The sequence below is a fragment of the Polyangiaceae bacterium genome, from assembly GCA_020633235.1.
In the GTDB taxonomy this organism is placed as follows: Bacteria; Myxococcota_A; Polyangia; order Polyangiales; family Polyangiaceae; genus JACKEA01.
The window spans coordinates 23,558-42,615 of record JACKEA010000004.1; the positions used below are offsets into that span (position 1 = coordinate 23,558).

16 protein-coding genes and 2 tRNA genes are annotated in these 19,058 nt (G+C 66.7%); 11 read left to right on the plus strand and 7 right to left on the minus strand.

All coding sequences use genetic code 11. The annotated features are described in order from the left end of the window. Window positions 1-392: 392 nt before the first annotated feature. Both H6717_21435 and H6717_21440 read left to right on the plus strand, forming a co-directional pair. Complete coding sequence (locus tag H6717_21435; GenBank protein ID MCB9579608.1) at window positions 393-647, plus strand: rhodanese-like domain-containing protein; 255 nt, start codon at window positions 393-395, stop codon at window positions 645-647. A 54-nt stretch (window positions 648-701) separates the two neighbouring features. Next, a complete protein-coding gene (locus H6717_21440) occupies window positions 702-1,502 on the plus strand; it encodes an arylamine N-acetyltransferase (GenBank protein MCB9579609.1) in 801 nt (266 codons plus the stop codon). 3 nt (window positions 1,503-1,505) lie between these two features. Here H6717_21440 and H6717_21445 read toward each other — a convergent pair whose 3' ends face one another. After that, the gene (locus tag H6717_21445; GenBank protein MCB9579610.1) at window positions 1,506-2,309 is read right to left on the minus strand and encodes a VOC family protein; all 804 of its coding nucleotides are present in this window, start codon (window positions 2,307-2,309) and stop codon (window positions 1,506-1,508) included. Between the two features lie 138 nt (window positions 2,310-2,447). Between H6717_21445 and H6717_21450 the strand changes: the two genes are divergently transcribed. From H6717_21450 to H6717_21470, 5 genes are all read left to right on the plus strand, one after another. Continuing rightward, a complete protein-coding gene (locus H6717_21450; GenBank protein MCB9579611.1) occupies window positions 2,448-3,056 on the plus strand; it encodes a helix-turn-helix transcriptional regulator in 609 nt (202 codons plus the stop codon). Between the two features lie 165 nt (window positions 3,057-3,221). Continuing rightward, window positions 3,222-5,531 carry a hypothetical protein gene (locus H6717_21455; protein MCB9579612.1) on the plus strand — a complete coding sequence of 770 codons (2,310 nt, stop codon included), beginning with the start codon at window positions 3,222-3,224 and terminating at the stop codon, window positions 5,529-5,531. A 66-nt stretch (window positions 5,532-5,597) separates the two neighbouring features. Further along, a complete protein-coding gene (locus tag H6717_21460; GenBank protein ID MCB9579613.1) occupies window positions 5,598-6,314 on the plus strand; it encodes an ABC transporter ATP-binding protein in 717 nt (238 codons plus the stop codon). Next, window positions 6,308-8,677, plus strand: coding sequence for an FtsX-like permease family protein (locus H6717_21465; GenBank protein MCB9579614.1), 2,370 nt, complete (start codon window positions 6,308-6,310; stop codon window positions 8,675-8,677). The genes H6717_21460 and H6717_21465 overlap by 7 nt, the downstream gene beginning before the upstream one ends. Window positions 8,678-8,680: 3 nt before the next feature. Next, window positions 8,681-9,916, plus strand: coding sequence for an HlyD family efflux transporter periplasmic adaptor subunit (locus H6717_21470; GenBank protein MCB9579615.1), 1,236 nt, complete (start codon window positions 8,681-8,683; stop codon window positions 9,914-9,916). Here the strand turns inward: H6717_21470 and H6717_21475 are convergent. Both H6717_21475 and H6717_21480 read right to left on the minus strand, forming a co-directional pair. Continuing rightward, window positions 9,913-10,983, minus strand: coding sequence for a radical SAM protein (locus H6717_21475; GenBank protein MCB9579616.1), 1,071 nt, complete (start codon window positions 10,981-10,983; stop codon window positions 9,913-9,915). The two genes, H6717_21470 and H6717_21475, sit on opposite strands and share 4 nt — an antisense overlap. 21 nt (window positions 10,984-11,004) lie before the next feature. Next, window positions 11,005-12,945 carry a radical SAM protein gene (locus tag H6717_21480; GenBank protein MCB9579617.1) on the minus strand — a complete coding sequence of 647 codons (1,941 nt, stop codon included), beginning with the start codon at window positions 12,943-12,945 and terminating at the stop codon, window positions 11,005-11,007. 275 nt (window positions 12,946-13,220) lie between these two features. Here H6717_21480 and H6717_21485 point away from each other — a divergent pair, with 275 nt between their 5' ends. Both H6717_21485 and H6717_21490 read left to right on the plus strand, forming a co-directional pair. Then, window positions 13,221-13,865, plus strand: coding sequence for an SDR family oxidoreductase (locus tag H6717_21485; GenBank protein MCB9579618.1), 645 nt, complete (start codon window positions 13,221-13,223; stop codon window positions 13,863-13,865). Between the two features lie 114 nt (window positions 13,866-13,979). Beyond that, window positions 13,980-14,315: a rhodanese-like domain-containing protein gene (locus H6717_21490; protein MCB9579619.1), complete on the plus strand. Its 336-nt coding sequence runs from the start codon at window positions 13,980-13,982 to the stop codon at window positions 14,313-14,315. 450 nt (window positions 14,316-14,765) lie between these two features. Here the strand turns inward: H6717_21490 and H6717_21495 are convergent, their stop codons facing one another. The 4 genes from H6717_21495 to H6717_21510 form a co-directional block, all read right to left on the minus strand. After that, window positions 14,766-15,347: a hypothetical protein gene (locus tag H6717_21495; GenBank protein ID MCB9579620.1), complete on the minus strand. Its 582-nt coding sequence runs from the start codon at window positions 15,345-15,347 to the stop codon at window positions 14,766-14,768. Between the two features lie 126 nt (window positions 15,348-15,473). Continuing rightward, window positions 15,474-15,547: transfer RNA gene (locus H6717_21500), tRNA-Arg, on the minus strand. Between the two features lie 68 nt (window positions 15,548-15,615). Further along, complete coding sequence (locus H6717_21505) at window positions 15,616-16,473, minus strand: hypothetical protein (GenBank protein MCB9579621.1); 858 nt, start codon at window positions 16,471-16,473, stop codon at window positions 15,616-15,618. A 109-nt stretch (window positions 16,474-16,582) separates the two neighbouring features. After that, window positions 16,583-16,888 (minus strand): hypothetical protein, encoded by a 306-nt coding sequence (locus H6717_21510; protein ID MCB9579622.1) that lies wholly within the window; start codon window positions 16,886-16,888, stop codon window positions 16,583-16,585. A 448-nt stretch (window positions 16,889-17,336) separates the two neighbouring features. Between H6717_21510 and H6717_21515 the strand changes: the two genes are divergently transcribed. Further along, complete coding sequence (locus H6717_21515) at window positions 17,337-18,359, plus strand: hypothetical protein (GenBank protein ID MCB9579623.1); 1,023 nt, start codon at window positions 17,337-17,339, stop codon at window positions 18,357-18,359. Window positions 18,360-18,591: 232 nt separating this feature from the next. Continuing rightward, a tRNA-Lys gene (locus tag H6717_21520) sits at window positions 18,592-18,664 on the plus strand. The last annotated feature ends 394 nt before the right edge of the window (window positions 18,665-19,058 follow it).

Genomic DNA, 19,058 nt, shown 5'->3' on the forward strand with positions numbered 1-19,058 from the left:
GGGGTAGCTGACGTGGGCGTCCCCTCCGGAGTCCGTCTGCACGCCGGAGTCTTGCTTCGGGCTCGCACCGCTGTCGGTGTCGCCGCCGCAGCCAGCCGCGAGCATCACGGCGCCGGGAGCCGCAATGCGCAGCAGACGTGTACGGAGATCGGCAAACGAGTGTTGGGTCATGAAGGAATCCTGTGTGCCAAGGTGGGTCAATTTCAGCAGATCGAAATGCCAGGAGCAAGCGGCGTGCCTGTCCTATGCTTGCGCTCATGAAGCGGTTTGCATTCGTGTTGTTGGTCGTTGGGCTGGGCGCGTGCGCTGGGGGACAAGCGCCGGCCGCCAGCTCCACCCCGGAAAAACCGTGCGCGGCGGAAGGTCACGTCTCGGGCGCCCGCGCCAAATCCATGGTGAAGGATGGCGCCGTGCTGCTCGACGTGCGCACCCCGGAGGAATGGGGACAGGAGCACATCCCTGGGGCGGTGAACATTCCGGTGGACGACATCGACGGTCGCGCCAGCGAGCTCTCGAAGGACAAACCGGTGGTGACCTACTGCAAGTCTGGAATGCGCGCGCATCGCGCCGCCGAGGCCCTTCGGGCCAAGGGCTTCACCGTGTACGAGCTCGGCGGTATTGGCGACTGGGACACGACCGACTGTTGAGCTCGCACTGCACCAGTTGCGAGAACGTGGATCCGCTCGAGATACTCCCCGCAGATGAGTGAGCTGGACGAGTACCTCGCGCGTATCGAGTACGGCGGCTCGACCGCGCCTTCGTCCGAGGTGTTGGACGCCTTGTGCCAAGCGCACGTGACGCACGTCCCCTTCGAGAACCTGGACGTGCTCTTGGGCGTGCCGATCTCGCTCGCGCCCGCTGCGCTGATGGACAAGCTCGTGCGCCGTCGGCGTGGCGGGTACTGCTTCGAGCACGTGATCTTGTTCCGCGAGATGCTCACGGCGCTCGGCTTCACCTCGGAGCTGTTGCTCGGCCGCGTGTACGCCAGCCCGGCGCTCACCGTGCCACCTCGAACTCACGCCCTGGTCCGAGTGCAGCTGACGAGCGGCGTGGTGATCGCGGATCCGGGCTTTGGTGGCCATGGTCCGCGCGGCAGTTTGCCGTTGGTCTCGGGCGCGTCAGTGCAATGCGGCGTCGAGCAGCACCGCTTGGAGCGGGATGGCGATCGCTGGTTGCTCCACGGCGACATGGGCCAGGGAGAACGGCTATTGCACGCCTTCACCGAGGAGCGGCAGCACCCGATCGATCTGGAAGTGGCCAATCACTTCACGGCGACACATCCCGCGTCCAAGTTCAAGAACACGCTGATGCTCCAGCTCGTCTTGCCCGACGGCAGAGTCAGCCTACATGGCAATAGATTGTCGGTGCGGCGCGGAACCAAGCTGGAGCAGAGCGACGTCGAGACACGTCGAGATCTCGCTCGCATACTGCGCGACGACTTCACCCTCGACGTACCTCGAGTTTCGTCCTTGCGAGTCCCGGCAGTGCCCGGCTGGACGTGAACGTCAGCCCGCGCGAGGTCCGACCAAGCCGAAGTCAGCGCCCTGGGGATCTCGGCATTTCACCGAAAACTCACCGCCCGGGATCTCCTGCAGCTCCCCGAGCAGCTTGCCGCCGCCGGCCTGCACCGCCTTGGCGGCCCGGTCGATGTCATCGACGCCGATGTAGTAGCCCCAGGCCGAGCACGGGGCGCCGGGCGTCTTCTGCATGACGGCGCCGATCATGCCGTCGCCATGGTGGAGGAACAGGTAGTCACCCATCGGGCCCATGGGCATCGACCCTTCCTGTCTCCAACCCAGCAGCTCCGCATACAGCGCGGCGGCCGCCTTCGGGTCCGCGGTCGAAAGCTCGTTCCAGCGCACGTGCTCCGCTTCGGTGTAGGAAAAGACGTCACTCTTGGCGTTGGGGTCGCTGGCGGGCGGAGTGGGCGTCATCAGGTAGAGCACGGCGCCCTGCGGATCGGAAACCATCGCCATTCGTCCGACACCGTCCATGTCGCGAGCGGGGAGGTGCACCTTGCCGCCGGCTCCAACCATGTGTTCGACGGCAGCGTCGACGCTCGGAACGTGCACGTAGCCAAACCAGCCCGGCTGGGCCCCGTGGTCGGCCATGTCCTTGCTCAGCGTCAGCACCCCACCGGCAAACTTGCCGTCGCTGCGCTTGATCATTCGGTAGTCGATGGGCAGGGTGCTCGCCGCCTGAGCGTCGATGTTCCAGCCCACCACCGAATCGTAGAAAGCCTTCGCGCTCTTCGCGTCCGAGGTCATCAGCTCGTACCAGATGAATGCGCCTTGATCGTCTGTTGCCATGCTCCAATTCCCTTTCGGACTTGCAGTGTATGAACGTGTAAGTTACAAATAGCAACTGCTAAATTACAAAAAGTAACTATGGCAACGAGACAACGGCATGGGCGCTGGTATGGGGACGCCTGCGGCACCGCTTTTGCGATGGAATTGGTGGGTGAGCGTTGGTCCCTGCTGATCGTGCGGGAGCTCTTGTTGGGCGCCTGTCGCTTCTCCGATCTGCGCGCGGTGCTCGGGACGATCAGTGCCAAGACCCTCACTGAGCGGCTCGAGTCCTTGATCGACGCCGGTGTGGTCCTGCGTCGCGTCTTGCCCGCGCCGAGCAGGGCGCAGGTCTACGAGCTGACGCGCTGGGGCTATGCGGCCGAGCCCATGATTCAAGAGGCAGGTCGTTGGGCCGCGCAATCGAGCGGCCATGATCCAACACTGCCGCTCTCGCCCGTCGCGTTCATGATCTCGCTGCGCACCATGGTCGACAAGCGCGCAGTGGGAAAGCTGAAGGCGAAGACGATCGGCTTCGAGATAGGTCGAGATTCGTTCATCGCCGAACCGGCGGTCGCCGCGCTTCCGATCCGTCGTCGCACCGAAACGGACCGCGCCGACGCGACTCTTTTCGCACCCTCTGCCGGTCCCCTAGCGGCACTCTTCTACCGCAAGCTGTCGTCAAACGACGCAGGTGTTCGGATTGAAGGTGATCGCGCCGTGGCGCAGCGTTTCGTGGATTTGTTCGCACTGCCGCCCAAGTTGGCTTGAGCTGGTAGTGCAAAGCTTCGTCAGCACGGAAAAGTGACGTCGAATCACCTTGCTCGGCGCATTTGCGCAGCTAGAGTTCTGCTCACTCGATAGCGCTCCGCCTGGACGGCCAACCTACTTGCCGTCGGTGAGAGCCGAATCAGGGCGGCTACCGCGGGAGTGCGCATGAACCGACGTGTGTCCGAAACAGTGATCGGCCTGATGGCTCTTGCCGTCGTGGGTTGCGAAAATGGCGACAAACCCCAGGCAGCTTGCAGCGAAGTGGCGAGCCCGCTCACGGCGTCTGCGAAGCTGTTCTTGACGGTCCCCATGATTGGCAAGCTCCAGGCGCGCGCAGCCGCCAAGGATCCCGCTTGGATTGCGCTGAAAAAACAGTGCGACGCTCACGTGGCCGGGCAGGTCTACGCGCCCAACGGCAACGCCTACCCCAACGGCGGCAGCATCGGCCAGGGCTACCAGGGCGATGGCTATCTGGAGGCCATCCGCACTCTGGGCCTCTGCTACCGCACGACAAAAGGCGTCGACGACGCTGCCGCCGCCAAGTACGCGGCCACCGGCACCAAGGTGCTGGAAGTGATGAGCGCTCCGGTGGGGTCCGGCGGCGCAAAGCCGTCCACCGACAGCGGCTACGGCATTCGCAACTACGGCGTCGGTATGGCCGTCGGCTACGATTGGCTGGGGCCGGACCTGACCACCTCCACCAAGCTGCAGCTGATCACGGCACTGAACTCGTGGATTGATTGGTACGATCAGAGTGGCTTCACCAACGACGAGCCGATTGCGAACTACTTCGTCGGGTATTTCTTGGCCAAGGCCTACACGGCCGTGGCCACGGACGACCTGAACGACAAGGCGCCGGCGTACTGGACGGACGTCGAATCGCACTTGTGGGGACAGCTCGTGAAGCCGAAGTACGCCTCCTACATGAAAGGTGGCGGATGGCCGGAGGGCTGGCAGTACGGGCCTCGGGCGGTACGCGGAATGGCGGAAGTGCTGTGGGGCATGAAGACCGCCAAGGGGGTGACGTGGTTTTCCGAGCTGCCACAGGCCCGCGAGCAGAGCGAATACTTGCGCTACTTCGTGTGGCCAGGACTCGAGCGGATGGACGACCAGGGCACGGTGCGGTCCGGATCCGCGCTCGCGCCTTCCGCGGCGCTGTACACGGCGTTGGCCACCATCATGGAAGAGCTGGGGGAGCCGGACGCGAGCTTGGCGCGGGGGTTTGCTGCCGACGTGCTGGCGACCGGAAAGGACGACCGAGCCGCCTGGCAGCGGTTCTTGTACTGGGACGCGTCGCTGCCCACCTCCGGGTACGAGACGCAGCAGCTGTCGTACCTCGCGGAAGGGCCGGGGCACGCGGCAATGCGCTCCAGCTGGGACAAGGGCGCCGACTGGGCGGCCCTGAGCGCCGGGCGCTACATCGACGCGCCAGACTCCGGGGAGCAGATGTTCAATGCAGGGGGCGTGAGCGTGGTGCACGGCGGAAAGCCGGTGCTGGTCAACGCCACGGGGTGGATCCCCCACACAGCAGGCACGGCGGGTGAGGACTTCGTCTACAAGGACAGCTGGGGTGGAGGTGGTCGCCGGCTCTACAACACCTTCTTCGTGGATGATCCCAAGAGTCCGTACTCACCGGGACAGAACACCAAGAGCCCGGCGTCTTCCAGCGCGCAACTGGAGAAGTACGAAGACGGAGGAGCCTGGGTGCGCGTGGTCGCCTCCGGTCTCGAAGATCAATACGGGGCGAGCGGCAGCCATCCCGTGGTGTCCTTCAGCCGCGAGCTGCTCTACATGCGGCCGAGCACCATCGTGTTGTTCGACCGCACCACGGTGGCGTCGGCGTCCGCAGATCGCTGGATGGCGTTCCACACCGCGGAAGCGCCCACGCAGGTGAGCGACACCCGCTTTGACGTCGCCGGCGGCAGTCTCCAGCTGCTGCTGCCGACGGGCCTGACGGTGCAGAATGTTTCGCTGCCCGGCGGCACCACCCGGCTGGAAGCTCACGCCTCGGGGTCTGCAGCTCAGGAGTGGCTCAGCGTGGTGAGCGCGGCGGCGCCCCTTTCCGACCAGACGCGCCTGACGAATGCGGACGGCAACGTGCTCTCGGGCGCGGCGCGCGGCGTGGAGATCCACTCCGCGCCGGAACAGATCGTGCTGTTCACGGACGGGGCGAAACAGCTCGAATACCTGACGCGGGCCGCGGAAGCGGACCACGTGTTGGCGAACGTCGCTGCCGGCAGCTACGACATCGCGACGAGCGTCCAGGGTAACGACTGGAAGGTCGTCGTCAGCGCGGGAAGTGCCATCGCCGCTTCGGCCGGTGGTGTGCTGGCGTTTCACGTGTCGTCGAGCGGCGGCGTCTCGCCCCTTACGACGCCGAGTGAGCCGACGGGCAGCGGTGGCGCGACGGGCAGCGGTGGCGCGACGGGCAGCGGTGGCGCTGGCGGCTCCACGCAATTGCCGCCCTGTAACTGATTCTTGGACGATCGCGCGCATCCGGTGGCATGAACCTGGCTACCCTGTCCCCGTTGGACCGGAGCCATGGCGAACGCCTCGGAAGCCGTTCTCGAAGCACGTAGCCTCACGAAAGTTTATCGCATGGGGGAGGTGGACGTGCATGCCCTGCGCGGCGTGGACTTCCAGCTCTTCCAGAGCGAGTTCCTGGTCTTGCTCGGCCCCTCGGGGAGCGGCAAGTCCACGCTGCTCAACATCTTGGGCGGGCTGGATACGCCCAGCTCCGGGAGCGTTCATTATCGCGATCACGACCTGGGCGACGCCAGCGAGTCGGAGCTCACGCGCTACCGTCGCGACCACGTCGGGTTCGTATTCCAGTTCTACAATCTGATTCCGAGCCTGACCGCCAAGGAGAACGTGGCGCTGGTCACGGACATCTCGAGAGATCCGATGGACCCCGCGGAAGCGCTGGCCCTCGTCGGCCTCGGAGACCGCGTGGATCACTTCCCGGCTCAGCTCTCCGGCGGTGAGCAGCAGCGTGTGGCCATCGCCCGGGCCATCGCCAAGCAGCCGGAGGTGCTGCTCTGCGACGAGCCCACTGGAGCCCTCGACTTTCGCACCGGCGTGCAAGTGCTGGAAGTGATCGATCGCGTGAATCGCGAGCTCGGTACCACGACCGCGGTCATCACCCACAACGTGCCGGTGGCGGCGATCGCGGATCGCGTCGTTACCCTGGCGGACGGCCGCGTGGCGAGTGAGGAACGCAACGAAACCAAGCTCGCGCCCCAGGACGTGAGATGGTGAAGGCCGTCAACGTCAAGCTGGTCCGCGACCTCGCGCGGCTGGTGGGTCAGGTGGTCACCATCGCGCTGGTAGTGGCCTGCGGCATCGCCAGCTACGTCACGATGCAGAGCGCTTTCGATTCGCTCATCACGTCCCGGGACCGGTACTACGAGCAGTACCGCTTTGGCGACGTGTTTGCCCACCTGGAGCGCGCGCCGCTCTCGCTGGAGAAGCGCCTGGAAGACGTGCCCGGTGTGGCGCAGGCGGAAGCGCGGGTGGTGGAGGCCGTGATGGTCCCCATGCCGAACATGCCGCGCCCGGCCAGTGGCACCCTCGTCAGCTTGCCGCCCGACGGGCAGCCGGCGCTGGACGCCGTGTACCTCTCGAAGGGACGAATGCTCGATCCCAAGCGCAGCGACGAAGTGCTCTTGCTCACGGCCTTCGCCGATGCTCACCACATCGTCCCCGGGGATCGCGTTCCCGTCGTCATCAACGGCACGCTGCGGGACCTGCGCGTCGTGGGATTGGCAATGTCGCCGGAGTTCGTGTTCACGCTGCCACCCGGCGCCATGACCTACGACCCCAAGCAGATCGCCGTGCTGTGGATGGTGCGAGATGCCGCCTCTGCGGCGTTTCGGATGGAGGGAGCCTTCAACGACGTCGTGCTACGCATGCAGCCGGGGGCGTCGGAGCGGAACGTGCTCGAGCAGGTGGACCGAGTGCTGGAGCCCTACGGCGGCGTCGGGGCGGTGCCGCGCTCGAAGCAGCCCTCGCACTTCATGCTGATGGGCGAGCTCAGTCAGCTCGAGAGCATGGCCACCGTCGTGCCGATGATCTTCTTGTTCGTTGCAGCGTTCCTGCTCAACGTGGTGCTCTCCCGCCTCATTCATCTGCAGCGCCCGCAGATCGCCACCCTCAAGGCGGTGGGGTACGCGGACTTCGAAGTGGGGCTCCACTACCTGAAGCTCGTGAGCTTGGTGGTGCTCATCGGCGCGCTCATCGGCCTGGCGCTGGGCTCCTATCTGGGGCGCGCGCTGACCGACCTGTACACCGGGGAGTACTTCCGCTTCCCGCACCCGGAGTTTCGCCTCGAGCTGCGCGCCGTGGTGGTGAGCATCAGCATCAGCCTATTCGCGGCCGTGGTCGGTGCGCTGTCCACGGTGCGCGCGGTGACGGCGTTGCCCCCCGCGGAAGCCATGCGCCCGCCGGCGCCCGCCAGCTACAAGCGCTCGCTCCTGGAGCGCCTGGGCTTGTTCGAGCTGGTGGGCCCCTCCACGCGCATGGTGCTCCGTGAGGTGCAACGCCGCCCGCTGCGCCTGGCGCTCTCCTCCTTGGGGATCTCCATGGCGCTCGGGATCGTGGTGGTGGCCGGCTACTGGTACGACGCGATGGACTACATGCTGGACGTCCAGTTTCACGGCGCGATGCGAGAGGACGTCACGGTCACCTTCATCAAGCCGCTACCCCAGCGGGCGGTGCGGGAGCTCGAGCATCTGCCGGGGGTGACCTTGGCGGAGGGGCTGCGCAGCGTTCCCGTGAGGTTCCGCTTCGGTCATCGCTATCGAGATGCGGTGATCAACGCGTACCCGGAGCACCTCGAGCTCCGGCGCTTGGTGAATCAGGAGGGCCGTCGGGTCGCGATCCCGGAGCATGGCATCGTGCTCACCAGGACCTTGGCGGAAGTGCTGAAGGTGAAGCCCGGCGAGCGGGTGGAGGTGGAGTTCCGCGAAGGGGAGCGCAAGCAGGCCTTGATTCCGGTGGTGGGGACCGTGGACGAAGCCTTCGGCCTGCAAGGCCACATGCGCGCGTCGGCGCTGCACGCCATCATGGACGAAGAACCCACGGTGAACCAAGGGCTGTTGCGCGCGGACGTGGAACAGCGAGACGCGATCTACTCGCGCCTGAAGAACATGCCTTGGGTAGCTGCCGTGGCTTCGCCCAGGGATTTTCGCGGCCAGTTCGAAGCGCAGAGCGGCAACATCATCCGTGTGTACACCATGATCCTCGCGCTCTTCGCCAGCATCATCGCCATAGGCGTCGTGTACAACAACGCTCGCGTGGCGCTCTCTCAGCGCAATCGGGATCTGGCGAGCCTTCGGGTGCTGGGCTTCACGCGGGGGGAGATTGCCGCCATCCTCTTCGGCGAGCTGTCCATCCAAGTGTTGCTCGCCATCCCCGTCGGGGGCGTGGTCGGCTACTGGATGGTCACGGGCATCGCTTCCACGGTGGACCCCGAAACCTATCGGCTCCCCGTGTTCATCTCGCCGCGCACCTACGCCTACGCCGCCGCCGTCACGGTGTTCTCCGCGGTGGTGAGCGCGCTACTGGTGCGCCGCAAGCTCGACCGGTTGGACCTGATCGGAGTGCTCAAGACCAGGGAGTGAGAAGTGACCCGCAACGACGACAACAAGGCAAAGCGTGCGACGAAGCGCAACCTGTCCCGGTGGATCAAGCGCGTGCTCCTGGCGCTGGTGGGGCTCGGGCTGTTGGCGCTGATCGTGGTTGCTTGGTTGCCGAAGCCCGTGGTCGTGGAAACCGCAGTGTCCGAAAAGGGCAAGCTGGTCGTGACGGTCGACGAAGACGGACGCTCGCGAGTGAAGGACCGCTACGTCATCTCGGCGCCGCTCACGGGCAACGTGGCGCGCATCGAGCTTCGCCCGGGGGACACCGTGCAGCAAGGACAGGTGCTCGCGCGTCTGGTGCCACTCACGGCGCCCCTGCTGGACGCCCGTAGCAAGAAGGAGGCGCAGGCGCGAGTGGCGGCGTCCGAGGCGGCGCGCCGGCAAGCCAAGGCTCAGATCGAGCGAGCGGAAGCTGCGCTGGAGTACTCGAAGAAGCAGGCGAAACAGACGCGGGAGCTGGTCGCGAAGGGCGTGGTGGCGGAGACCGAATCCGACCGTGCGAACTTGGAAGAGCGTTCGCGGCAGGCGGAGCTCACCAGCGCGCAGTTCGGCGCCAAGGTCGCGGCGCACGAGCTATCCATGGCGCAGGCGGCGCTGGGCGCGTTCAGCGCACCGGGCAAGGGTGGGGATCAGATGAACGTGCCGAGCCCGGTGGCGGGACGTGTGCTCAAGGTGATCCAGGAGAGCGAAGGCGTGGTCCAAGCCGGCGCCCCGCTGGTGGAGGTGGGAGACCCAGCGGCCCTCGAGATCGTGGTGGACGTGCTCACCAGCGACGCCGTGCGCATCCAGTCCGGCGCTCACGTGCTGCTCGAGCGCTGGGGAGGCGACACGCTCCACGGCCGCGTGCGCTTGGTGGAGCCCTCCGCCTTCACTCGCGTCTCCGCCCTGGGCGTGGAAGAGCAGCGCGTCAACGCGGTGATCGACCTGGACGAGCCCTACGCGAAGTGGAAAGCGTTGATGGACGGCTACCGCGTGGAGGCCAAGATCATCGTGTGGCAGGGCGCGGACGTGGTGAAGCTCCCGTCGAGCGCCTTGTTCCGCCGCGGGGAGGGCTGGGCCGTGTTCGTGGTGCGCGGCGACCAGGCCGCGGTGGCCCCGGTGAAGACCGGTCACGACAACGGTCTCGAGGTGGAGATCCTGGAAGGGATCTCCCCGGGAGATCGCGTCATCGTTCATCCCAGCGACCGCGTGGCGGACGGGGTGCGCGTGGCCTATCGTTAGCTGGGCTGGTAGGTGCAGAGCGGATCTTCCGCCAAGGGATTGCCCGTGGCAGCGAAGGCGCGCCCCCGGGAGCCGCCACACACGTCCTTCAGGTCACACGAGCCGCAGCGACCAGAGAAGGACTTGGTGTCGCGAAGCTTGGTGAACAGATCCGAGTGGCGATAGAGCTCCAGGGGATTCTCTTCGCGGACCGTGCCCGCGCTCAGCGGCAGGAAGCCCGAGGGCATCACGTCGCCCTTGTAGGAGATGAACATGATGCCGTTGCCGTCTCGAATGCCCGCGCCCGGGACTTTCATGTCGCCAGAGCCGTTCTTCTTCTTCAGCAGGTAGCGGCGGAACTGTGGTGCTTCCGTGGTGGCGATCACGAAGGGAGACTTGGGCCCCATCTCGATCAGCCAATCGAATAGCTCTTCGGCCTGCGCGGGCTCGATCTGCGGCAGCAGGGAGCCGCGCCCGGTGGTCACCAAGAAGAACAGACTCCAGCGCTTGGCCTTCATGCGGGCCACCACGGAGTGGATGGCGGGCAGGTCGGCGAGGGTGTTGGCGGTGACCAGCGTGTTCACCTGCAACGGGATCTTGGAGTCCGCGATGATGTCCGCAGCCTCCAGCGTGCGCTCGAACACGCCGGGGATCCCCCGCAGGGAGTCGTGCCGTTCGGGGTCGGACCCGTCCAGACTGAGGGACATGGCGCCGACGCCATGGTCCGCGAGCTTCTCCACGGCCTCTCGCGTGAGCTTGGGGGTGACGCTGGGCGCCACGTCCACGTGTAGCTTCAGGCTCTTGGCGTAGTCGAGGATGTCGAAGAAGTCGGGTCGCTCCAGCGGGTCCCCGCCGGTGAGCACGACGACGGGCGTGGGCTTGGCGTCCGCCAGGGAGCGCAGCACGCCAAAGGCCTCTTCGGTCGAGAGCTCCTCGGGGGCTCGGGTCTTTTGTGCTTCTGCCCGACAGTGCCGGCAGGCGAGGCCACAGGCCCGAGTGAGCTCCCAGTACACGCGGCGTGGCGCCTGGGAGTACAGAAAGCCCGGCTCGGGACCGAAGGCGGCGTGGGGATGCTGACCAGGATGCATGGTGTCCGGCCTCTTTCAGACTCAGTAGAGGAAGCGCTGGATGTCGTAGCGCGCAATGGCGCCGGTGATACCGGCCGCACGGAGCCCGTCCTTCAGCGCTGCGAGCTCGGTGGAGAGCTGCTCGTCACTCGGGCGTCCCAGGTCGTCGAGCGCCTTGGCAAAGGCAGAAGACTCCTCGACCACGATGGGGGACAGGTACACGGTGTCCTCCTTGCCGAGCTCCATCGCCCGCACAGCGGTCACGGTGGAGGCAACGTGCTCAGCCGAGCGCTTCACGCCGCCGGCGCCGACCAACAGCACCACGCAGCGACGAATGCTGGCGGCGCCGACCTGCTTGGAGAACTGCACGTACTCGTCCACGCTGGCCGGCTTGTTGAGCATCTGGTGCAGCTCTTCATTGCCGGTCTCGAGTCCCATGGTGATGGACTTGAGGCCTCGACGACGCAGACGCTCGAGCTCCTTCACGGTGCGCGGTGCTCGCGCAGGGTTGGCGAAGGCGGCGAACTCCCAGCCGTGGCGGTTGCCGAGCTCCTCACGGGCAATCTGCAGCACCCGCTCCAGGCGGTCCGCCTTGCCGCACAGGCCGTTGGCCTGGCCCAGGAACACGCGCCGACGGTGGCGCAAGGTGCGGCCGTGCAGCGCGGCCACTTGCTGGACGTGACGACGGAAAGCGTCCGGTCGACGCACCGTGAAGCGCTCCTCCTGGTAGAAGTTGCAGAACGAGCAGCGGTTCCAGGCGCAACCGGTGCTGGGCTGCACCACCACGGCGTCCGTCTGGTCCGGAGGCAGGATCGGGATCGGGCGGTACACGTCGGTGTACTCCCGGGCGTGCTCGGCGTGTCGCTCGGGCGTCCACGAGAGCGCTTCCCGGAGCTGTAGGCGAATGCGTCGCGGCGTGGCGCTGGGCAGCTCGCTCCAGAACTTCTGCACGATGGTGTAGGCGCTCTCGATGGCGCGCTGTGCTTCTGCGCCCTCCAAGATGTCGATGATGGGGAGATGGCGCCGTCCGTTCTTGCGCAGCACGATGCGACGCACTCGACCGTCCAGCCCTCGCTGGTAGGACGTCTCGCCGATCCACGCCCGATGGAAGCGCCCGTCTGCGTCGAGGTACACGCGCTCACTGTCGCCGAACAGACCCAGCCGGTCTGCGCGGGAGATGATCACGCGGCCCTTCGGCAGCTCGAACCGCAGCGCACGACCCGAGCGCCGCGCGGTCTGACCGGCATGGCGGGGCGGCAGAGCGGTGCCGTCGAAGCCGTTCTTCTTCTCTTGGACGGGATAGTCGCCGGCGAGGTTCGCGAGACGACCGGGGTTGCGCACGATGAAGCCGTCTCGGGTCGTCTCCACGAAATGCTCGTCACCCCAGCGCGTCATCACGCGGATGGCCGTTTCGAAGGAGGTGGCCGCGAGGTCCGCGAGCTCCTGGCGGGACAAGGGCAGCTCCACCAACATGGCGCCGTCGTCCACCGGGCGGCCGTAGTCCCGCAGCAGTCGGGACAGCAACATGGCGAGGCGGGATTCCACCGTGCCCGAGCTCAGAACGTCGATCTTGTCGTACACGCGGGACGTGTCCGCCCAGGCGGCGTCCGCCAGCGCGTTCCACGGGTCCTCGGAAGCGAGCAGGTTTCGGGTGTACACGGCGCCGGGCACCGCGAGCACTCGAGCGGAATCCGAAGCCACCACCGCGTCCACCAAGTGCGTCGAGCCGGAGAGCGCGTCCAACCCGCCGAGGGTCGAGCCAGGGCCGAAGAAGCCGCGAATGCAGGTCCTGCGCGCCAGCTGCCTTACCAACTTGATTGTCCCAGAGAGGATCACGAAGACGTGATCGGGCTTGGAGCCGGCATTCCACAGCGCGGCGCCGCGCGACAGGGTCAGCGGGGTTCCGAGAGGCAGGAGCTTGCTGAGGGAATCGGTGAGCTCGGTCGGACGTGCAGGAGCCTGGGACGACGTGGTTTCGAGCATGAATCAACCCCGGGGTGCGACCAGCAGCGCTGGTCAGGTCGTGGTTTCGGTGGCCAATATCGGGGGAACCAGAGGTCCATCCTGATTTCCGCCAAGTTCGGACCGGCATCTGCAAGTCCCGGGCCCACGAGTTTTGCGCAGATGACGCATGTCTTGAGGGCACAAGAGCGAAAGCATCGCGTGCACCCCCTCCCGAGCCGGCAAGGTTTGCGGTCATTGACCCGATCCGGCTCACCGGCTTGACCCCGCCCGCCCGCGGGGGATACCCCGCGAGCATGAAGACGGCAGTGGTGACCGGGGGAACGGGCGCGTTGGGGCGGGCAGTGGTGGAAGCGTTCGCACGCGCTGGCTACCAGGTGCACTTGTCCACAGCCCGCGATGCCAGCGGCCATTCGGGGCCGGGTACCGCTCACCAAGTGGATCTGAGAGACGCTACGGCCACCCGCGACTGGCTTCGCATGCTGGGTCCCGTTCACGCCGCCGCGCTGTGTGCCGGTGGTTTTGCGATGCAGTCCTTGGCAGACCTGTCGCCGGAGCTCTACGACGCGCAGCTCGACATCAACCTGCGCACTGCCGCCTACACCGTCGCCGGCCTCGTCCCCGTGCTCGCCGACCCGAGCGCCATCGTGCTGGTCGGTTCGCAGGCGTACGCCGGCGCAGCGGGCAAGGCCCTCTACGCCGCGAGCAAAGCCGGCGTCGTCAGCTTGGCGCGAAGCGCAGCGGAGGAGCTGCGCCCGAAGGGCGTTCGCGTGAACGCGGTGCTGCCGGACATCATCGACTCCCCCGCCAACCGCACAGCCATGCCCGGCGCGAGCTTCGACAGCTGGGCCAAGCCGGAAGAGATCGCGGACGTGATCCTGTACCTGTGCTCCGACGCCGCGCGCGTCGTGAGCGGGAACGCTCTCGCGGTCGGGCGCTGACGCTCGGTGCAGCATGCCTCGACGCGGCGTTTCGCGTCGTTTGTTGCGCTCTGGCGTTCCTGACAAGCATCGGATCGACGCTTGCAGCTCCTCTCGACAGAGAAAGGAGTTCCCATGCAAACCATCCAACGCAACGAGCTCAAGAAGATGATCGAACGCGGCGCGGAGTTCGACCTCGTGGAAGTGCTCGCCCCAAAGGCCTACGAGCACGCGCATTTGCCGGGGGCCATCAACATCCCCTTCGATGATCAGTTCGAGCACAAGATCCAGCTGGCCATCGACAACAAATCCCGCACGGTCGTCGTGTACTGCACGGATCTGGACTGCGATGCGTCACCCAAGGCGGGGCAGGCCATGGAGCAACTGGGCTACACACACGTGTACGACTACCAGGCAGGCAAGGCGGACTGGATGCGCGCCGGATTGGACGTCGTTCACTCCAACTCCTAGTCTGCCCATGTTGGTCCGGCGCGATACCCGTCGCGCTCAGCTCGCGTGATACGCTGCGGGCCGATGCGGAAACGGACGCTCCTCGCCGTCGCGGCATTCACCGTTCTCGGTTGCGAGCGGTCCGGCCCCGCGCGTGGCCCGACACAGGGTCCGCCCACGTCGCTGCCGCCCGCGCAAACCACGTCGCCGCCGCCCGCGCCAACGGCACCGAACGCCTCGACGCCACCGCAAGGGTACGAAGTCTGTTTCTCGCCGGAGGTCTCGCGCCGCGGCGGTGATGCTCCGGCGGTCCCCGGCGCTTCCACGGAAGAGGCCCTGGGCGACGCCAACGGCTGCGCCCCATGGCGCCACGTTTCCGACAATTGCTGTTGCTCCGCCACGGCGGGTCCGCGCTTCGACGGCAGCCGCTGCTGCTACGTCATCTCCCCCTGTGGCTGCTGTTGAGACGCGTCACTGGATCGGCAACAGCTCGGCGTACACGAAGTCTTTGGAGTAGCCGGTCTTGTAACCGCAGGCCGTCTCGATTTCGCTGGCCGTGACCGATGCGGCCGCGCCGTTGACGAAGCTGAAGGACGAAAACGAAGTGGCCGCCGGCAGCACGCACGGCTCCCCCGTGAGATCCTGGTTCGGGTACAGCGTGGCTGGCTGCAGCAGAACGTGGATGCCGATGGCGTTCACGTCCGTGGCGCAATCCGAGGTGAAGTCGGTGTCCTTCACCAAGCCAGTGGCAGAATCTCCAGAGACCCTCCCAGCGCGGTTGGACGAAACGAAGTAGTAGCCCTGCCACTTGTCGAAGGACGCCGTCATCAAGACCTTGGTCCCCGCCGGCGCCGTGATGGCGTCCTTGCTGCTCCACACGCCGGACTGTTCGGCCGTGAGCACCTTCTGCGCCGTCAACAGGGTTCCCGTGCAGTACGCGGAGTAGGCCTCGAGGCCCGGGCCGTTGCCGGGCGAGCCTGCCTCTGAATCCGAGCTGGAGCAGCCAGCGAGAGCCAGACACAGCGCGCCGCACGTGGTGAGCGTCCAGTTCATGCGCTGCTCAGGGTACCATGCGTCAGAGGGAAGCCTTCCCTCGCTGGGGCACGGGCTGAAACTAGCCCACCAGCGCGCGGTCGCTTTGGAGCAGCACCCGGTGAGTGGTGGCAGTGAGTGATCGGGCGCGCCCCGAGGGATTCGAACCCCCGACCGTCGGATCCGAAGTCCGATGCTCTATCCAGCTGAGCTAGAGGCGCGACGCTCCCGCCCGAGGCGAGAGCATCGGGGACATACGAGGGCCCGCGCGAACGGTCAAGCCCGACCTTCACGGCGAGAGAAACGCAGGGATGTCCGTGTTGTTCGCGTCGTACACGGCCCCGCCGACGGTCACGTGAAGGATCTTCATCGTGCGGGTGTCCACGAAGAAGGCGAGGGGCAGGCTTTGCACCGAGGCGAAGTGCGAGAACGACGGATCCAGCATGGTGACGTGCTGCGGCTGATGGGAGGAGACCCACTGCAGCAGGTCCGCTTCCGTCGCTGCGACGCCGGGCTCGTAGCCCTCGCCCAGGACGGTGATGAACGCCACCCGCTGCGACTTCCAATAGGCGTAGTCGCTCGCTGCTTCCGCCTGTGCGCATGGAGCGCACCAAGCGGCGCCCAACGTGATGACGAGCAGCGCGGGTTTGCTGGGGTCGTTCTGGACGTTCAAGAAGTCCGAGGCGTGCAGTGTCTCCACGGTGGCTCCCCACGAGAAGAGACCCGGCAGCGCGAGATCCTCGAGCGTGTTGCCGACGTCCACGCCGTAAGGGCCGGGCGGGTAGCTCCCCGTGCCTGCCGTGCACTTCCCCGCCGCACAGGTCCCGCCGCAGCAATCCCCGAACACGGTGCAGTCGCCACCTTCCGGCACGCACGCGACGCCGCCGCAGTGGCCCTGGTCGCACATGTTCGAGCAGCACTCCGCGAATCCCGCGCACGGCTGGCCGTCCTGTTTGCACTGGCCCGCGTCCGGCGCGCTGCCACCGCTGGCGCCGGTTCCGGATGTTGCTCCGGTTCCCGTCCCGCCGCTGCCGCCGCCGCCCTCCAAGCCCGCGTCGGCGAAGCCGCCGCCGCCGCTCCCCGACGAGCAAGCGAACGTGACCAAGAGCACCAAGGTCGCGCCACCGCGTGCCAGCGAAAGCTTCATCCCGCGACGCTAGCGCGCGGGGACGCCGTTGGCATCCTGAGGATCGTCGAGCCTCCGGATCCCGAACGGTCGGCGGGTGCCGACCGTTCGAGTCCGGGCGACGTTCCAGTTACTTCTTGGTGTTCTTCGCGGTCTTCGCGGGCTTGGCGTCGGTCTTGGGAGCCGCCTTCGCCGTGCTGTCGTCGCTGGTGGTGGGCGCCTTGGACTCGCCGCCACCTTCATCCGCACCACCACCCTCGTCGGCAGGTGCTGCCTTGTCGTCGGTAGCGGGAGCTTCCGGCGTGGCCGGAGCTTCGGGGGCGGCGGGCGTCTCCGGAGTGGCAGCCTTCTCCGTGGGCGCTTCGGGGGTTTCGGGGGCCGGCGCGCTACCGCCACATCCGACTGCAAGCAACGCGACGGCGGGCAACAACTTCATGAAGTGAGACATTCGAACTCCTGGTTTTGATTTGCCAGGCTCGCCGGAGGAGGAATTGCTCGCGGCCGCGACCCAGCTGTGCGGCTCGTGGCCGCAGTGGGCCGCGCCTGAAGCAGACGGCGTGCCTCGGGTCGCGACTTCGAATTCCACGAGGAATCGCCGGGCGACCCCGTGCCCGCAGGTGCTGAATGCAGACCGCGACGGTCGTCAGCGTCTTCTTTTGCGACGTGGAGGGCGGCGTTTCGGGCCGTGGAAGGCAGCGACGCACCCCACGGGGTGAGTGCCGAAACCCTGTGGTCGGATTGCGCCAAAGTGGTTCAACCACTACAGCGAGACGTTCGCCACGAGGTTCCGCGGCGAACCAACAAGCATATGAATTCATTGATTTTGTTGGTGTGACCGCGGAACCGAGCCCGGTTCGGCACCATCCCTGCTGAAGGGGTCGGCCATGAGCAAACTGGCTTCGACTTGGATGGGCAGCGGGGTGTTGGCGGCGGCGATGAGCGTGGCGCTGGGAGCGCGAGGGCAAACGCCGGCGGTTGAGGACGTACCCACGGCGGCGTTGCCGCCCGTCGAAGCGACGGCCGAACCGCCGGCAAGCCCTACGGCGCCGGACGAGGCGCAAGCGCAGGCGGCGGTGCCCACCGGCGCGGTCGCGTGCGTGGTCGAGCCGAACGGCATCGACGCCGCGTCCGCCGCGACTGCCGGCCGCTTGGTGTGCGAGCAGCTGCGCGCACGCCACAGCCAGAGTCAAGCAGGCGGCGCGGGCTTCCGCGTGCGCCTCGATCGCCTCGGTCGTAGCGTGCTGGTCACCGTCAGCTACGAGGCGCCCTTGGGACATCCGGTTCGATCGCGTCGCATGACCCTCGCGAGCCTGGAGGAGATCACCGTCGCGGCACCGCGGCTCGCGACAGCGGTGGTGCTCGACCAGCCGCTGGAGGACACGCAGCACGTCGACAACCTGGTGGGCGAGGAAACGCGCGAATACAAGAAGAAGCCGGGCGAGTTCTTGTGGGGCATCGGCCTATTGGGCGCGTCCGTGCCGACCGGCGACTTGTACATGGCCCCGGGCTTCGAGTTGACGGGGTTCTACGAGACTCCACGCTTTGGCTTCGGCTTCTCGGGACGCTTCGGCGGCGCGGACCGCGACGACTCGGAATACTCCTTCGCCAGCTTGTCCCTCGGCGCGCGGTACTTCATGAGCGAGGGCGACTTCTCTCCGTTCGTGGGTGGCGGGGTCGAGCTGCTGTACCTCAACGTGAACCAGGCCGATGGCGGGGGTCTCGGCGCCTACGGCGAGGTCGGCGTCGAGATGCTGCGCTTGCACGGGTCGCGTTTCACGGCGAGCCTGCGCGTGGAGGCGCCGTTCTTCGGGCTCGAAGGCACGCGCTACGATGGCTACGGTCCCACGCCCGACCCCATCCAACGCTACGACGTGCCGATCACCTTGGGGCTCGGCTATGCGTGGTGACGAAGACCGAGTGTGGCGGCGCCGTCGCGCTCCGCAGGGTGCGGGATTCGGCGCGCGTCCCGCTGCCGAGCGACGGCGTTGGCGGAGCGGTGCTACGGCGCGTTGGCGAGGACGGCGGAGCCGCGATCGCGACAAACGTCACGGGCCCGTGAGCGAGCCGCCACGAAGCGCTTGACGTGGGCGACCACCATGTTAATAGCCGCCTTCCCGAACCGCGTTTGGCGCGGGAAGCGGGCCATTAGCTCAATTGGTAGAGCAGCGGACTCTTAATCCGTTGGCTGAAGGTTCGAGTCCTTCATGGCCCACTGCAAGTCTCAGATCGTCGCTAGGTGACCACATAGCGGCGCGGTGGCGCCGGACTCGACCTCATGGGCGGCGTGAGACGGTCCTCGGCCCGCAGTGCGGAACGTGGCGGCGGTTGTGCCGCCGGTGCGAGTCCTTCATGGCCCACTGCAAGTCTCAGATCGTCGCTAGGTGACCACATAGCGGCGCGAGGGCGCCGGACTCGACCTCATGAGCGGCGTGAGACGGTCCTGGGCTCGGAGGCCGCACTGGCGCTCGTGTAGCTGATGCGCTTGCCGGGAAGCTCGTTGAACCACGCGATCGAGCACGTCCCCGAGCTCCTGGCCATCGGTGAGCACGCCCGCACCAAGTCTCGACGTCGGTCTTGCGCTTGCGGGCGGCGATGAACAGTCGCTG

Excerpts from the sequence above, each read along its gene's own strand:
- H6717_21435 (MCB9579608.1), top strand. The coding sequence starts at position 393 with ATGGTGAAGGATGGCGCCGTGCTGCTCGACGTGCGCACCCCGGAGGAA.
- H6717_21440 (MCB9579609.1), top strand. The coding sequence starts at position 702 with ATGAGTGAGCTGGACGAGTACCTCGCGCGTATCGAGTACGGCGGCTCG.
- H6717_21445 (MCB9579610.1), bottom strand. The coding sequence starts at position 2,309 with ATGGCAACAGACGATCAAGGCGCATTCATCTGGTACGAGCTGATGACC.
- H6717_21450 (MCB9579611.1), top strand. The coding sequence starts at position 2,448 with ATGGAATTGGTGGGTGAGCGTTGGTCCCTGCTGATCGTGCGGGAGCTC.
- H6717_21455 (MCB9579612.1), top strand. The coding sequence starts at position 3,222 with ATGAACCGACGTGTGTCCGAAACAGTGATCGGCCTGATGGCTCTTGCC.
- H6717_21460 (MCB9579613.1), top strand. The coding sequence starts at position 5,598 with ATGGCGAACGCCTCGGAAGCCGTTCTCGAAGCACGTAGCCTCACGAAA.
- H6717_21465 (MCB9579614.1), top strand. The coding sequence starts at position 6,308 with ATGGTGAAGGCCGTCAACGTCAAGCTGGTCCGCGACCTCGCGCGGCTG.
- H6717_21475 (MCB9579616.1), bottom strand. The coding sequence starts at position 10,983 with ATGCATCCTGGTCAGCATCCCCACGCCGCCTTCGGTCCCGAGCCGGGC.
- H6717_21480 (MCB9579617.1), bottom strand. The coding sequence starts at position 12,945 with ATGCTCGAAACCACGTCGTCCCAGGCTCCTGCACGTCCGACCGAGCTC.
- H6717_21485 (MCB9579618.1), top strand. The coding sequence starts at position 13,221 with ATGAAGACGGCAGTGGTGACCGGGGGAACGGGCGCGTTGGGGCGGGCA.
- H6717_21490 (MCB9579619.1), top strand. The coding sequence starts at position 13,980 with ATGCAAACCATCCAACGCAACGAGCTCAAGAAGATGATCGAACGCGGC.
- H6717_21495 (MCB9579620.1), bottom strand. The coding sequence starts at position 15,347 with ATGAACTGGACGCTCACCACGTGCGGCGCGCTGTGTCTGGCTCTCGCT.
- H6717_21505 (MCB9579621.1), bottom strand. The coding sequence starts at position 16,473 with ATGAAGCTTTCGCTGGCACGCGGTGGCGCGACCTTGGTGCTCTTGGTC.
- H6717_21510 (MCB9579622.1), bottom strand. The coding sequence starts at position 16,888 with ATGAAGTTGTTGCCCGCCGTCGCGTTGCTTGCAGTCGGATGTGGCGGT.
- H6717_21515 (MCB9579623.1), top strand. The coding sequence starts at position 17,337 with ATGAGCAAACTGGCTTCGACTTGGATGGGCAGCGGGGTGTTGGCGGCG.